The 14,290-nt window shown below is 53.9% G+C and carries 16 protein-coding genes; 7 read left to right on the forward strand and 9 right to left on the reverse strand.

Annotated features, from left to right (window positions below):
• Both WD071_RS11075 and WD071_RS11080 read left to right on the forward strand, forming a co-directional pair.
• Positions 1–1,825 (forward strand): diguanylate cyclase (locus WD071_RS11075; RefSeq protein ID WP_368048440.1); only part of this gene is annotated, 1,825 nt, incomplete at its 5' end.
• Between the two features lie 112 nt (positions 1,826–1,937).
• Positions 1,938–2,303 carry a hypothetical protein gene (locus tag WD071_RS11080; protein ID WP_368048441.1) on the forward strand — a complete coding sequence of 122 codons (366 nt, stop codon included), beginning with the start codon at positions 1,938–1,940 and terminating at the stop codon, positions 2,301–2,303.
• On the opposite strand, the gene WD071_RS11085 is transcribed toward WD071_RS11080, so the two are convergent.
• On the reverse strand, positions 2,269–3,186 hold the full coding sequence (locus WD071_RS11085; protein WP_368048442.1) for an acyl-CoA thioester hydrolase/BAAT C-terminal domain-containing protein: 918 nt from the start codon (positions 3,184–3,186) through the stop codon (positions 2,269–2,271). The genes WD071_RS11080 and WD071_RS11085 overlap by 35 nt on opposite strands.
• Before the next feature lie 112 nt (positions 3,187–3,298).
• Complete coding sequence (locus tag WD071_RS11090) at positions 3,299–4,009, reverse strand: cyclopropane-fatty-acyl-phospholipid synthase family protein (protein WP_368048443.1); 711 nt, start codon at positions 4,007–4,009, stop codon at positions 3,299–3,301.
• A gap of 194 nt (positions 4,010–4,203) precedes the next feature.
• Between WD071_RS11090 and WD071_RS11095 the strand changes: the two genes are divergently transcribed.
• Positions 4,204–4,617 carry an Rrf2 family transcriptional regulator gene (locus WD071_RS11095; protein ID WP_368048444.1) on the forward strand — a complete coding sequence of 138 codons (414 nt, stop codon included), beginning with the start codon at positions 4,204–4,206 and terminating at the stop codon, positions 4,615–4,617.
• A gap of 172 nt (positions 4,618–4,789) precedes the next feature.
• On the opposite strand, the gene WD071_RS11100 is transcribed toward WD071_RS11095, so the two are convergent.
• The 3 genes from WD071_RS11100 to WD071_RS11110 all read right to left on the reverse strand — a co-directional run bounded on the left by WD071_RS11100 (position 4,790) and on the right by WD071_RS11110 (position 7,435).
• Positions 4,790–5,401 carry a LysE family translocator gene (locus tag WD071_RS11100; RefSeq protein WP_368048445.1) on the reverse strand — a complete coding sequence of 204 codons (612 nt, stop codon included), beginning with the start codon at positions 5,399–5,401 and terminating at the stop codon, positions 4,790–4,792.
• A 54-nt stretch (positions 5,402–5,455) separates the two neighbouring features.
• Entirely contained in the window at positions 5,456–5,806 is a 351-nt protein-coding gene (locus tag WD071_RS11105) for a gamma-glutamylcyclotransferase family protein (RefSeq protein WP_368048446.1), read from the reverse strand.
• A 171-nt stretch (positions 5,807–5,977) separates the two neighbouring features.
• Complete coding sequence (locus tag WD071_RS11110) at positions 5,978–7,435, reverse strand: PLP-dependent aminotransferase family protein (RefSeq protein ID WP_368048447.1); 1,458 nt, start codon at positions 7,433–7,435, stop codon at positions 5,978–5,980.
• A gap of 107 nt (positions 7,436–7,542) precedes the next feature.
• On the opposite strand from WD071_RS11110, the gene WD071_RS11115 reads away from it, so the two are divergent.
• A complete protein-coding gene (locus WD071_RS11115; RefSeq protein ID WP_368048448.1) occupies positions 7,543–8,319 on the forward strand; it encodes an aldolase in 777 nt (258 codons plus the stop codon).
• Positions 8,320–8,340: 21 nt separating this feature from the next.
• A complete protein-coding gene (locus WD071_RS11120) occupies positions 8,341–9,219 on the forward strand; it encodes a dihydrodipicolinate synthase family protein (protein ID WP_368048449.1) in 879 nt (292 codons plus the stop codon).
• A gap of 147 nt (positions 9,220–9,366) precedes the next feature.
• Here the strand turns inward: WD071_RS11120 and WD071_RS11125 are convergent, their stop codons facing one another.
• Positions 9,367–9,687: a winged helix-turn-helix transcriptional regulator gene (locus WD071_RS11125; protein WP_368048455.1), complete on the reverse strand. Its 321-nt coding sequence runs from the start codon at positions 9,685–9,687 to the stop codon at positions 9,367–9,369.
• Positions 9,688–9,828: 141 nt separating this feature from the next.
• On the opposite strand from WD071_RS11125, the gene WD071_RS11130 reads away from it, so the two are divergent.
• Positions 9,829–10,065: a thioredoxin family protein gene (locus WD071_RS11130; RefSeq protein ID WP_368048450.1), complete on the forward strand. Its 237-nt coding sequence runs from the start codon at positions 9,829–9,831 to the stop codon at positions 10,063–10,065.
• Positions 10,066–10,166: 101 nt separating this feature from the next.
• On the opposite strand, the gene WD071_RS11135 is transcribed toward WD071_RS11130, so the two are convergent.
• Complete coding sequence (locus WD071_RS11135; RefSeq protein ID WP_368048451.1) at positions 10,167–11,009, reverse strand: methylated-DNA--[protein]-cysteine S-methyltransferase; 843 nt, start codon at positions 11,007–11,009, stop codon at positions 10,167–10,169.
• A gap of 11 nt (positions 11,010–11,020) precedes the next feature.
• Entirely contained in the window at positions 11,021–11,785 is a 765-nt protein-coding gene (locus tag WD071_RS11140) for an SDR family oxidoreductase (protein ID WP_368048452.1), read from the reverse strand.
• Between the two features lie 323 nt (positions 11,786–12,108).
• Between WD071_RS11140 and WD071_RS11145 the strand changes: the two genes are divergently transcribed.
• A complete protein-coding gene (locus WD071_RS11145; protein ID WP_368048453.1) occupies positions 12,109–14,076 on the forward strand; it encodes a TonB-dependent receptor plug domain-containing protein in 1,968 nt (655 codons plus the stop codon).
• A 25-nt stretch (positions 14,077–14,101) separates the two neighbouring features.
• Here WD071_RS11145 and WD071_RS11150 read toward each other — a convergent pair.
• Positions 14,102–14,290: MipA/OmpV family protein (locus tag WD071_RS11150; protein ID WP_368048454.1), on the reverse strand; the 189-nt coding region annotated here is incomplete at its 5' end.

Here is a 14,290-nt window from a genome sequence, read left to right on the forward strand (position 1 = left end):
TGTGGGCGCACTGACTATTCTGGCTTACTCGTTTATACACACCGAAACGCAAACGCGGTTGCTGGACAACCTGAGTGACTGGGTCGTGGAACGCGCTCGCAATGACAGCGTTATATTCGAGCTGGCCAGGGAAAACCTGGCGCGATTCAGCACAGAGTTTCTGCGACTCTACACCTCCGGTACGCAGGTGAGTGAGGAAGAGTTCTGGTCGTACTATGAGACCAGCGCAGATAACGCCGTGCGTATGAAGCGGGACTTCTATGATGGTGTGTATGCCGAAGATGGTCTTTATTACGAAGGGTTGACCAGCTTTGTCGGCAACAACCAGCCAGTGGACAACGCAGATCTGCAGCGCCGTCTGGTATTGTCCGCACGGTTGCTGGCTCAGCTTGGTCCGGCCTGGATCAATCGGTTTGATAATGTGCACGTCAGCTTTCCCGAGAACGCCATTGTGCTATACGCACCGGGTTCGCCCTGGGGACTGGAAGCGGCGCCCGATCTGCCCATGAACGAGTTGGGTGTGATCCGCTCCATGCAACAGGCCGAAAATCCAGATCGTGTGCCGGGCTGGACCGGACTGTACTACGATGAGACGGCAGAAAGCTGGGCGTTGACGTATCAAGTGCCGCTGGATCTGGATGGCAGACATCTGATCAATCCAAGTCATGACGTACCGCTCACCGACATCATGAACAAGCTGGTGCAGGATACCCCGGTCGGCGGCTATAACCTGATCTTTCGCAGCGATGGATACTTGATTGCGCATCCTGCTGAACCGGCCTCGGACCGGCGCTGGGTGGGCCAGATGTCCCTTGATAACATCAACGACCCTGAGCTGGTTCGAATGTACGAACTGATTGATGCGGCCACCGATGGTAATCCCGGCACGATATCACTGGTTAAAAACACAGAGGATGATACCTGGCTGGCTGTTAGCGAACTGTCCGGACCGGAATGGTGGTTCGTCTCAGTGTATCCGGCGTCACTGATAAGAACCTCCGCCAACCAGGCCGCGTTGGCCGTGCTGGTGACGGGCGGTGTGCTGCTACTACTGTTGATCGCCATCATCGGATTTATTATCCGGCGCGACGCGGAGCGCCCCCTGGCGCAGTTGCTTGAAGCGGCACAACATGTCGGCCGCAGCGATTATGCTGCTGTTGCCGAAGGGAAGGTCAAGTTGCCCCGCGAATTGCGTAACGAAGTGGGGCTGCTGGCCAACACGTTTCACGATATGACGGTCAGCATACGCGACTCTCAGGCGACCCTGGAGCGGATTGTAGCGGAGCGCACGCAAGAGCTGGAAACTGCCAACATTAATCTGCGAGAACTCAGCCTGCTGGACGGCCTGATGGGTATTCACAATCGTCGTGCGTTTGATCGTGACCTGAAACGCGTATTCTCCGAAACCAGGCTCGGACACGGCGAGTTCTATCTGATGTTAGTTGATGTCGACCATTTTAAATTGTTCAATGACACCTATGGCCATACGCAGGGTGATCAAGTGTTGCGGCAGATCGCAGAAACCATCCGTAGTGCTATTCGCAGTGACGACAGGGCGTATCGCTATGGTGGCGAGGAGCTGGCGGTACTCTTTAATCGCAGCGGCGTGGAGCCTGCCAGGAATGCTGCCAGGCGTGTCATGTCTGCCTTGCAGGAAATGGCAATAGATTTTCCTGAGTCGGAACACGGCATTGTCACGGTCAGTGCCGGCCTGGTTCATTGTCATGCAAAGCACACCAAAGTCGATGATGTTGTTGCCGAGGCCGATGGTCTGCTTTACGAGTCCAAGCGCAAAGGACGTAATTTGCTGACAACGAGCGATTGAGCTACGGTAGGAATTTCTTAATCAGTCAACGTCCCCTACTCAGCGCAGCTTTTGTCGAACACTTAATAAAAATCACACGACACAAGAATCACAATAACCCGGAGCACTGCACATGAAAACCAGAATTTTCGCTTTTCTAATCACTATCCTGTTTACGCTGCCTGCCACCCTGTACGCGCAGGATTCCGCCGACGGTGTCTGGAACTTTGTCATGGCAGGCGCGAATGGCGATGTCACTGCGGTCGTCGATCTGTACGCCGATGGCGCCTCATTGATCGGTCAGTTTGATCTGGGCGATGGCCGCGTTTGGCCAATCAGCAACGCACAGGTCAACGGCCCCACCATCAGCTTTGACCTGGAACGTGGTGACTCCGGCGTCGTTTATGAAATGTCCGCCACCATTGACGGCGATCAGGCCACCGGCACCGCCAAAGCAATGGGGACTACCCGCGAGTGGAGCATGACGCGGGCGCGCTAGCGTCAAGAAAGTGATTGCGCAGAAACGTTTCTACCTCGTCAAAGTGGTTCAACACGGACGCGTGATCGTCTTCGGTTGCCAGGTGCTCCACGTGGTGGGGAAAATTGTTGTCTTCCAGCCGTTGCTGCATCGATTGCGACATCTCCGTGGAAGGCCAGAATTCATCCCTGGCCGCCGAAACAAAAAAGATGGGCCCGTTGATATTCTCCACCGGAATGGCTGCGGCAGCCATGGCCTCTTCATTCTTCATCATTTCTACCCAGGCGCCACGCAGATCACCCTGCAGCAAAGCGGGTGTGGCACTCATTGGCACCGGTACAAACGGCAGGGGTTCCCCATTCAAAGAGAAGGAGGGCGTATTCATGGCCATCGTCAGCGCGGCAAAGACGGCGCTGCCCGGCGCCATGGCAACCACTGCCTTGATGTCGGGGTATTCGCTTGCCAGCAACAGGGCCAGCTCAGCGCCCTTGGAACCTCCGATTAACGCAATACACTGAGCGTTTACGGCCGGGTTCTCTGCCGCTTGCAGAATGGCGTTGTACACACCTTCCAACGCAATACGATCCAGTTCCAGCGGTGTATTCTCCGCGCCAAAATACCCCAGTGCCAGAAAAGCATAACCTTGAGAGATGAATTCGTCGCGCTGAGCGGCCCAGTAATTGCTGGCCCAGGCGTTGCCACCTTCAGCACCTCCCAGTCCAACCAGCAAGGGCTGGTTGTTGCCGTCACCGACAAACAACTCCGTGTCTACATTGCCGTGATTGTCGGGGAAATTTTCAGTATCAAAGCTCCATACCAGATAGGTATAAAACAGGATTGATAGTGCGAGCAAGGCCAGTATCGCCAATACCAGCCATTTGACCACCTTGATTGTTTTGGTCATATCGAGTCCTGAATTTGATAGTCCCTGGATTAATATCCTACGTTCCAGATGAACAATATCACTAAAAATGAAGAATTCGATGTCCTTTCATCGCTGGGCCCAGGCTAATTGTCTAAACACGTTTGTTGGGTGCTTTTCTTGCTGTCCAGGCATGCATCAAACCGGCCTGGAAGAACAGGACAGGCAAAGCAAAACCACCGGCTGTAATCACGGCAGCAGTTCGGTCTGGCGACATCACCCCGACATCATGTTTGTAGGCATTGCGCATGTACTCCAGGGCCTCGGAGGAAAGCCCGGCGACGGACATCATGTGCATCCAGGACTGCAGAAGCACGTCATATTCAGGGGAGTCGGTATCGGATGCCAGGTCAGCGCTGGCCAGCAACCCGCCAGCCTTGAGTTTGTGTGATATGTCGGCAAAGAACAGAGATCGCTCGCGTTCGTCGAGTATAAACTGGGAGACCAGGAAGCAGGTGGCCGCATCATAGGGCTCCGTTGTTGTCAGTGACTCAAGATAACCGTGATGGAACCGGCAACGGGAAGCAACTCCCTGCTTTTCTGCCTGTTGCTGGCAAATCGCCAGCATCGCTGCGGAGGGTTCGACTGCGGTAAAACGCCACCCGGGATGCTTCTGGGCAAGAAAGGTGAGTTCCGCTCCTGTGCCAGCGCCAACACAAAGGATGTGCGCATCCTCGGGCAGTTCAAAAAACATGGACTCCAATAGCATATACATGCAGTTCCGCAGTGCTGCCGTGTTCGCCCACTGTGAGTCGTAGTCAGGCGCCATCTGGTCGAACAATACGGTGATTTCTGCCTTATTCATATCATTCTCCGTTGTTGGAAAGTCAAGGTTCTGACGTAAAAACTGTCGCTACAACACCCGGTAAGCAAAGCGGGTGGTGGTCATTCTGATATTCATGATACTTTTATTGTTACATGAAGGGCCGGTAGGTGGCAACACACGTATCTCAAATAGTTACGTGATATAATAAGGCTGTTCTGATTAGCAGGTGAATTATGAGAAAAGACAGCCGCCTTTCCCGGGTACTGCATGTACTGGTGCACCTGGACGCCTTTAACGCCCCGGTCACGTCTGACACCATGGCTGAGATGATGAGTACCAATCCGGTTGTGGTCCGGCGCACCATGGCGCTGCTGCGTGACAAAGGGTATGTGCAATCCGTCAAAGGGCACAGTGGCGGCTGGTCGCTGTCGAAGCCGCTTAGTGAGATCACCTTGCTGGATGTGCACAAGGCGCTGGGGGCCAGTTCAATCTTTACCATTGGTTTGACGGATGAACAGACGTCGTGCTCGATCGAGAAAGCGGTGAATGCGGCACTGGGTGATGTGATGGAGGAAGCGCAAGCGTTGATGCTGGAGCGCTTTGGACAGATTACGCTGGACAGGCTGGGCGCGCAGTTTAAGCGGTAGTCAAATTCACACGATCGAAACCGGCAAGATCCGCGACCCGGACCAGTGGCCATGCGTGAGTGATCAGCAGTGTTTCAGTAGGCTCGGTGCGCACCTGGCATGGATTACCGAGTGAGGTGCGATGACACCTAAGGCTCTTCTTGACAGGCCCGCCCCGGCAGCACCGAAATACCTATTTGCTTGAGGCCGCTAACCCGACACCAAAACCAACAAACACTCCGCCACTTATCTTATTTAGAATTGAGTTAGTCTTTCCAGACAATAGCTTCGACTTGGCGACGTATGCAAAAGCCGCGTAGACAGTATGAATCACTAATACCAAAAAGCTGAATGTAGCCGCCAGTAAACTAAACTGCGGTGTATATGCCTGATTCAGGTCGATAAATTGAGGGAATATTGACATGAAAAATACGACGGCTTTTGGATTTGATACTGACACCAGAAAACCTTCGATAAAACATTTCAGGAAAGAGCTTTCTTGCCGTTTGATTGACGTATCCTGTGTTACTTTACTGCGTAACATCTTGACGCCCAAATATATCAAATAGGCTGCGCCCGCGATTTTTATCGCATTGAACGCGATAGCTGAGCTTGCCAGAACGATGCCCAGGCTTGTCGCAGAAATAAATGCCACCAACAGAATTGCCAAAGCGATACCAAGTATTCCGGCCAGAGATTTCCACAAGCCTCGCTGCATGGAATTATTTATGGTCAGCATAACTGCTGGGCCCGGCAATAAAATGGTAGCAATTGCCACACCAACATAGACTAGATAATTTTCCACATGCCCTCCTTAGGCGTAAAACTCCGCGATTGTGCACGGCACAGTCTGTGGCTGTCAGAATTCACTCTCATTGCGTGGCGCTGCATATAACCAGCTTTCAGCGCCGGATTTCAGTCTGGCGGAGACACGTTCATAGTCGTCAACTTCATAGTCATCGGCTTGTGATAGCTCTGAATCCGTAATCTCAAATACGGTACCGGCCACCTCGTTCTGCATATTTCCGGTGAAACGCAAAATCGGATGAATCGCTTTACCGCTCTCGCGAAGTACTCGCTCATCTTTGATCTCAACTTCATCAATTATGTAGCCTTGAAGCGTATCTTTGCTACCAGACAACTCGCGACCGAAGTTAGCCAATTGTACTTCCTTTTGCTGAAGTGTTCCGTATGAAAATAGTAATGGCATGATAACTCCGATATTTGAATCTACTCAAAACGCAATGGGCACTTCTGAAGCTGAAGCAGTCCTTGGTCGTGAGGTAATAGTAAGAACCTCCCTGGGAAATACCCAGAGCTTCCGCAATTTCCGCAAAAAGTGTGCTCATCAGTCTCGTCTATTTCTAATAGGCACAAACTTTTAGGCCAACGCCACTGCCAACAGCTCAATTGACTGCGCAATCTCAGCTTTACTCAGCGCTCCGAACCCAAACCTCAGGTGTGTAGGCGCGACCTGGCTACCGGTATAAACCGTACTCAGAGTCGAGTCCTTGCCTGGCAAGCTCTCCAGCTTCCTGCCTCTGGTCAGTCTGGAGATATCAACCCAGATAGCCATCCCGCCGGTAGGCAGAGTAAAAGACACCTTATCGCCAAACACCCGGATAAACTCCTCAGCTGCGAAATTACGCCGGGCCTCATACTCCTTGCGCGTTTTACGGATATGACGCCGGACTTCACCGGACTCCATCAGGGTCGAAAGCACCTGCTCTGTGACAGTATTGCCCTGGCGGTCGATAAGTATGATTTCCTGCGCGGCGCGTTCGATGAACCGGGTATCTGCTGCAATGTAACCAAGCCTTAATCCCGGTGCAAACACCTTGGACATTGAGCCGATATGCACTACATTCTCGGACTTTGGCAAGCTCGCAAGCGGGGGCACAGGATTCGTCCCATAGTGGAATTCATGGTCATAATCGTCCTCCAGTACTGCGAATTTGTGCGCTTTGGAAAGCTCCAACAGTGCCAGTCGCCGATCCATGGGCAGACAAATCGTGGTGGGGTACTGGTGATGCGGTGTGACATAAATGGCGGCAACCGAGTGCTCGGCCAGCAGCGCCCGCAGGTGCTCGATATCCAGCCCCTGTTCATCAAGTCTGCACTTCAGCACCTTGAAGCCGTTCGACTCAAAGGCCGCTTGGGCCGGGAGATAACAAAGGTCTTCCATCACGATGGCCCCCTTGCCCGGGTCCAGAATACGGGAGGCGATATAGATCCCCATCTGGCTGCCCCTGACAATACATACCTGCTCGGCTGAACAGTTCATGAAGCGGTCAACTGACAGCATCTTCGCAATCGACTTGCGTAGTTCAGCACTGCCTTTGGGGTCGCCGTAGCCCAGCCTGGAATTCCTGCTCAGGTCGATACAGACCCGTCGATAGGTGCGGGCCAGCAGTTGATAAGGGATCAAACGTGAATCCGGGGTGCCATCATTGGTCGCCGCTATTGCATTGTGGGAGCAAAGCGCATCGCGATAGAGGATTTCCACCAGCTCCGATGTGGACCGGGTCCTGTCGGTGCTGTTAACCAATTGACGGTCGGAGGGCGACAGCCCTTGCTCGGGCAGGGTCTTGGAGACAAAAGTCCCCGATCGGGGGCGCGTTATCAACCAGCCCTGGGCCTCCAGTTCTTCGTATACCTGCTGCACGGTTTTGCGATTGACGCCCAACTGCTCGGCCAAAGAGCGCGAGCCCGGCAGCATGGTCCCTGGCGGCAGCCGGTTTGCTTTGATATCAGCCGTTAACGTATTCAGCAATTTAGAATGCAGGGTCTTGCCGGAGCTGTTCTTCAGCCATAGCTGCATTTCCCAGGGTCTCAACATGCCAGCACTCCACTGGACCATAAAAATTATTAAAACTGGCCCTTATTACAGGTCCAGAGTAGCGATATCGTGCACGCCTGTCAAAGCGCAGACCAAGGAGATCAAGCATGAATACCGCTACCACAAGCAAACAGGTGCTGATGCAGAGCGCCGAACGCGATATGCAAAAACTGATTCAGGATATTGAGCTGACCGACCGCGAAAAACTCGCGATCGCCTGCCGCATCCTCTTCGACAAAGGCCACGATTCGGGTCTGGCGGGTCAGATCACCTGCCGTACCGAGCGCCCCAACACTTTCCTGACCCAACGACTGGGACTGGGGTTTGATGAGATCACCGCCGACAACCTTATCGCGGTCGACCATGACCTCAAACCGCTGGCGGGTGATGGCATGCCCAACCCGGCCAACCGCTTCCATATCTGGATCTATAAAGAGCATCCGGAGGTGAATTGCATCATCCACACCCACCCGACCCATGTGGCAGCGCTGTCCATGCTGGAAGTGCCACTGGTGATCTCCCAGATGGATGTCACCGCTTTGTACGACGACTGTTCGTTCGTGCCGAACTGGCCGGGTGTCCCGGTGGGCAATGAAGAAGGTGTGCTGATTTCAAACGCCCTGGGAAACAACCGCGCCGTGTTGCTCGCCCACCACGGCCAACTGGTGACCGGCAAGACGATCGAAGAGGCCTGCAATCTGGCCGTGCTGATCGAGCGCGCAGCACAGCTGCAGCTACTGGCGATGGCCGCCGGTGATATCAAGCCACTGCCACACGAACTGGCCCGGGAAGCGCATGACTGGGTATCTACCGACAAGCGCAACAAAGTCAATTTCGCCTATTACGCACGGCAAGCACTTAAACACCACGCAGACTGCATATAGCAAGCTATCAAGGAGCAAAGAATGAACCTATCAGGCATTATAGGTTATCCGGTAACCCCGTTTAGCCAAGACAACAAACACGTTGCGATCGACAAGCTCGGCCACGTCATCGATGTGCTGCTTGACGCCAAAGTGGACGCCATAGCGGCCCTGGGCAGTGCCGGTGAAGCAGCCTACCTGAATGAAGCGGAATGGAAGCAGGTAGCCGAGTACACGGTGCAACATGTTGCCGGTAAGGTACCGGTGATCATCGGCATCGCCGAGCTGACCACTGAGCAGGCCGTGCAATACGCCCGACATGCTCACCAGACAGGTGCGGACATGATCATGCTTTCGCCATTTTCTTACTTCAAACTGAGTGAGGCGGAAATTTTTCAGCACTACGAAACCGTCGCAGGCGCCAGCCCGCTGCCTATCATGATCTACAATAACCCGGCCACCTGCGGTGTGGACATGTCGCCAGAATTCATGCTGAAAATGGTTGACCGCATACCCAGTGCAATCATGATCAAGGAAAGCACCGGCGACATTCAACGTATGCACAAAATCTACACGCTATCGGATGGCAACGTGCCGTTCTTTAATGGCTGCAACCACATGGCATTGGAAGCTCTCAACGCGGGTGCCAGTGGCTGGTGTACCGCCGCCCCCTGTCTGATAGGTGACAAGCCAGGGCAGTTGTATGATGCAATAAAGCAGGGTGAAAGCGAGAAAGCCAAAGAGCTGTTTTATCAGCAGTATGAGTTTCTGGAGTTTATCGTTTCATCAGGCCTGGCGGCGGCGGTTAAATCCGGCCTGGCCCTGCAGGGGACTGATGTTGGTAGCCCCAGAAAACCGCTGCTGCCTTTGAATAATCAGGCACAACAGCGCCTTCGAGGAATGTTGGAGGCATTGGCTTAGAGGCTGAAATAGCAAGGTTTGGCAGCATTTTGGCCTTATCCTGACTTAGTACAAATTGCTCGGTGAGACATTGCTGGTTTGCCGCTCTTTCAGCATAAGCGGCAGGTGTCATATAGTCTCACCGACATTTCCTCCAGTTCCACTAGTTCACGTTGGCTCTTTGCTGCCATTCTCGGCATCAAGGCTCTGTATCTGCAGAATAATGTTGAGGAGCTTTTTTCCAGTATACGTTAAGGAATACTCTGTGCGAGGCGGAACCTCGGGGTAACTCTGTTTATCAAGGAGACCGTACGCACTCAGTTTACGAAGCCTCTCCGACAGAACTTTTGTAGAGATACCCTGTATATGCCTCTCAAGCGCCCCCGGGCGGTTGATACCGTTACCGACCGCTAGCAACACTGACACTGACCACTTGCAGCCGATGACATCTTCGAGCTTACGATATGTTTCAGGATTGCGATTGTTAATAAATTTTCTCCAGCATTTTCATAAAAATACACCATATAGTGCCTACCGAACTCAGGGGTTCCTGCTTTTTTCTGATCGGATAAGACGGTACTGTTCGACCGTGCGCACATTACTTTTTAACACAAACTCAGGAGTGAAATCATGACTACAAAAGCGATCTTTTACCATGCCGGATGCCCGGTGTGTGTGGCTGCAGAGGATAACGTGGCAAAGGCGATTGATCGTTCACGCTACAATGTCGAAGTTGTGCATCTTGGAAATGACAAGTCTCGCATTGCTGAAGCCGAATCTGCCGGTGTTGAGTCGGTGCCGGCGTTGGTTCTGGACGGGGCAACGTTCCATATAAATTTCGGTGCCAACCTCTCCGATTTGAAATAGCGACATCATTACAAGCAGCGCTTCAGCCAGTGGGGCGCTGCTTCTTTCGCTTAACGCTAACGTTGTTGCGGGTGAAGTTCACCGTCGAATGTGTGGCATTGCTATAGCGCAACCGGTTCACTGTGCGTCCGTTCCCATGTTTGCGCCATTAGTTTCTTTGCCGGCCCCCAGCGGTAACCACCCAATGCGCCACTTTGCTGTATAACCCGATGACAAGGGATCAGCAAAGCAATCGGGTTCGCGCCAATGGCGTTACCAACGGCTCTTGCCGCCGCAGGGGCGCCGATCGACTCTGCGATCTGCGCATAGCTGGCCACTGCGCCCGGAGGTATCTTAAGCAAAGCACGCCACACAGCAACCTGGAAGTTGGTGCCTGTCACGTGGAGCGATAGGGGACCATTTCTTGAGACTGTATGGCTGTTAAAGAATATATCTATGGCATGACGCGTAGACAACATGCTTTCCGTGACTGAACTCAAAGGCCAGGTGTTTTTCAGGTCATCCAGTAAGTCTGTCATGCCGTTAAAGTCCATGAACTCTGCCCTGCAAACACCACGCGGGGTTATTGCCACAAACATACGACCCAGCGGTGTAGAATGCACACCGTACTCTACGTGTAGCTGCTCTCCTCGGGTCCTGTACTCGCCCGGTGTGACCGCTTCAAGCTGTACAAAATGATCATGCAGCCTCGAACTGCCGCTTAGGCCAAGCTCATGTGAGACATCGAGCAAGGAACGGCGCTCATCCAACAACTTCTTGCCTCGTTCCAATGTCAGCACCTGCAAAAAGCGCTTCGGTGTTGTGCCTGCCCAGCGGCAGAAAAGCCGCTGAAAGTGATACGGACTCAGATGTACATGGGCGGCGATCTCCGCCAAACTCGGTTGGTCAGCCGTCCTTTTCACCAGATAGGCCATAGCGCTTTCAATGCGTTCATAATCTGACATGACGTTGGCTCTCAGACACGGTTTATGGATACGCCGCCGTCTACGAGCATCGCGGAGCCCGTAGTAAAGCTGGAAGCATCGGAAGCTAAATAGAGTGCAGATTGGGCGATCTCTTCTGGCTTCGCGATACGTTTAAGCGCGTGCAGGCTCGAGACAAACTCCTTTGCCTCCGGCGTATTTGCAAATTCCTGTGCTGCTGCTGTATCGGTTCCACCCGGCAATAATGCATTTACCCGGATGTTATGAGAACCATACTCGGATGCAAGCACCTGGGTTGATCCGATCAATCCTGCCTTGCTGGCCGCGTACGCAGCCATTCCTGGCATACCCGCTGTATAGCCGACAAAAGTAGAGGTGAAGACCAGTGATCCGCCACCGCCTGACAGCATGGCAGGCAGTTGGTACTTTGCAGCCAGGAAGGCACTGGACAGATTTGTCGCGATAACCTGATTCCAGTCCGCCAAAGACATATCGGTAACCGGCCCCATGGCACCCAATATGCCAGCATTGTTGAAGGCGACATCCAGGCGGCCGAACCTGGCTACAGTCTGATCGACCAGGGTTTTGGCAAATGCCTCTTCACCGACATCACCCGCTATCGCCAGCGCCTGTCCCCCTTCTTCAGTGATAAGGTTAGCCAAGGCTTCAAGTTCAGGCTCTCTTCGTGCCGCCAGCACCACTGATGCCCCTTCTATGGCGAAAAGGCGTGCAGTCTCGCGACCAATACCCGCACTGGCACCAGTAACAATAACGACTTTGTTCTTTAGCGTGTTCATGTGCTCGACCTCTTTGGCCCTGTTCCAAATGAGTTGGTATTTGACTGGAACAGAGCCAATTTTAAGAGGCCGCCGGCAGCCTGCCGACCCGAATCTTGCTATGTTGCCTTTAACCGCAATCTATTTTCCGGTTCCGGCGGCAGGCTCTTCAACTTCCGGCCCCTGGTCAGCCTGGAAGTGTCAGCGGTGAAATCCGGCGGACCTTGCGGGCTGGTATAACTCCCCAGGCGGACAATTCAACGAGGGTCATGTAAACTCACGCACTTACATTAATCCACTGCACTCCATCCAGCAACCCGCCCGGCGCGAGGAGAAATTCATTGATGTCCTGGTTTCCACGTCTCTCGATACTTGTTCTGGCTCTGGCTGCCGGGCAACTGTCGCTGCCCAGTCATGCACAGCAGGCCACCCCGGAAGAATCTGAAGAGGCCGAAGAGATCGAGCAGATCGTGGTGACATCGACCCGCAGTCGACGCAGCTTCGCCGAGCAGCCGACGCGCGTGGAGGTGCTGGGCAGCGAGGAGCTCAACGAAAAAGCGAGCATGAAGCCGGGTGATATTCGCATGCTGCTCAACGAGAGCACCGGCATTCAGGTACAACAGACATCTGCCACCAGTTTCAATTCGAGTATTCGCATCCAGGGCCTTGATGGCCGTTACACGCAACTGCTCAGAGACAGCATGCCGCTGTACGGGGGCTTTTCCGGCGGGCTGAGTCTGCTGCAGATTGCGCCGCTGGATCTGCAACGCGTTGAAGTGATCAAAGGTGCCAGTTCGACGCTTTACGGCGGTGGCGCCATCGCCGGTCTGGTCAACCTGATCACCAAAACGCCGGGCAACGAATCGGAAACCTCCCTGCTGGTCAATGCCACTTCGGCAGGCGGGCAGGACCTCAGCGGATTCTTTTCCGGCCAGCGTGGCAGTGTGGGCGGCACACTGTTCACCTCTTACAACCGCAGTGACGCCTACGACCCGGCGGACATCGGACTCAGCGCCATTCCGGAAGTGGAACGCTGGACATTTAACCCGCGCTTGTTCCTTAGCGGTGAGCGTTATGACTTCAACGGTGGCATCAATGTCGCGGTTGAGGACCGGCTCGGTGGTGACATGAACTATATTGAGAACAACACCGGTGAACCGGCCTATTTCGAAGCCAGCGAGACCGAACGCGTGACCAGCCAGCTTGAATACCGTTACCGATTCACCTCGGGCAGGGAACTGGTGCTGCGCAACAGCAGCAATCATTTTGACCGCGATCTGACCGTGCCCGATTTTCGTTTCAATGGTACGCAGCTATCAACCTTCAGCGAAGCACACCTGCTGGGGTTCAGCGCTGACATGGACTGGGTGCTGGGCTTGAATCTGTGGACTGAAGACTTCGATCAGGCTGGCGCGCAGCCAGGTTTCGATCAGTCTTTTGACAACCATACCGCTGGCGCCTTCGCACAAGTCACCCGGCCCCTGGCCGAGCGCTGGACGCTGGAAGGGGGACTGAGATTCGACGACACCTCGGACTACGGCAGCTTTGTGTTGCCGCGCCTGTCCCTGCTGTTCGCGCCCGCTGCGGACACCAATATCCGCATTGGTGGCGGCCTGGGCTACAAACTGCCTGACCTGTTCACTGAAGATGCCGAGCGATTGCAGTTCCAGAACATTCTGCCACTGCAGCCCGCGCAGCTGCGCGCCGAGGAGTCGGCCGGTGTTAATTTTGACATCAACCACAGCATCGCATTTCAGAACGGCCTGTCACTGGACCTTAACGCTTTGCTGTTCTACACCCGGGTTGACCACCCCCTGCGCCTTCAACAGCAGGACGACGGCCGCTACCGCTTTGCCCAGCCGGTGGACTACATCGACACCCGCGGCGCCGAGATTAACGCCGCGTGGCGCTGGCAGGACTTCAAACTCTTTCTGGGCTACACCCACACCGATGTGCAGGAAAATACCAACAGCAGCAACCGTGATTACCCGCTGGTCCCCAATCGTCTGAATACGGTGTTGGTGTACGAGTTGGAAAATGAGCTGCGCATCGGTCTTGAAGCGTATTACTACGGCAGCCAGACACTCAGCGACGGTAGCCGCAGCCGGGATTACTGGATCACCGGCCTGATGACAGAAAAGGCCTTTGGCGAGGGCAATTCCTTGTTCCTCAACTTCGAGAATTTCACCGATACCCGCCAGACGCGCTACGGCCCGATCTACACAGGCACGCTGGACAACCCGCAGTTCAACGACCTGTATGCGCCCCTGGACGGTTTTGTGATCAATGGCGGGGTTAAGCTGCGTTTTTGAATGCCGGGGAGCCTATGGATAAGCATCAAAAAACATAAATGAAACCAACACCGATTTCGGCTTCATAATTGCCTCTGGCGATTGGGCTATCCGTTACATCGCTGCCAAAGCGTTCGTAAAGCGCTTCACCAAAGATCTGCCAGTTCTCGTTCAGGTAGCGACGATAGTTGACATTGATACCCAATGATCTGAATCCGCTATCAACATCGGTTTC

Source organism: Pseudohongiella sp., from assembly GCF_040877505.1.
Lineage (GTDB): Bacteria > Pseudomonadota > Gammaproteobacteria > Pseudomonadales > Pseudohongiellaceae > Pseudohongiella.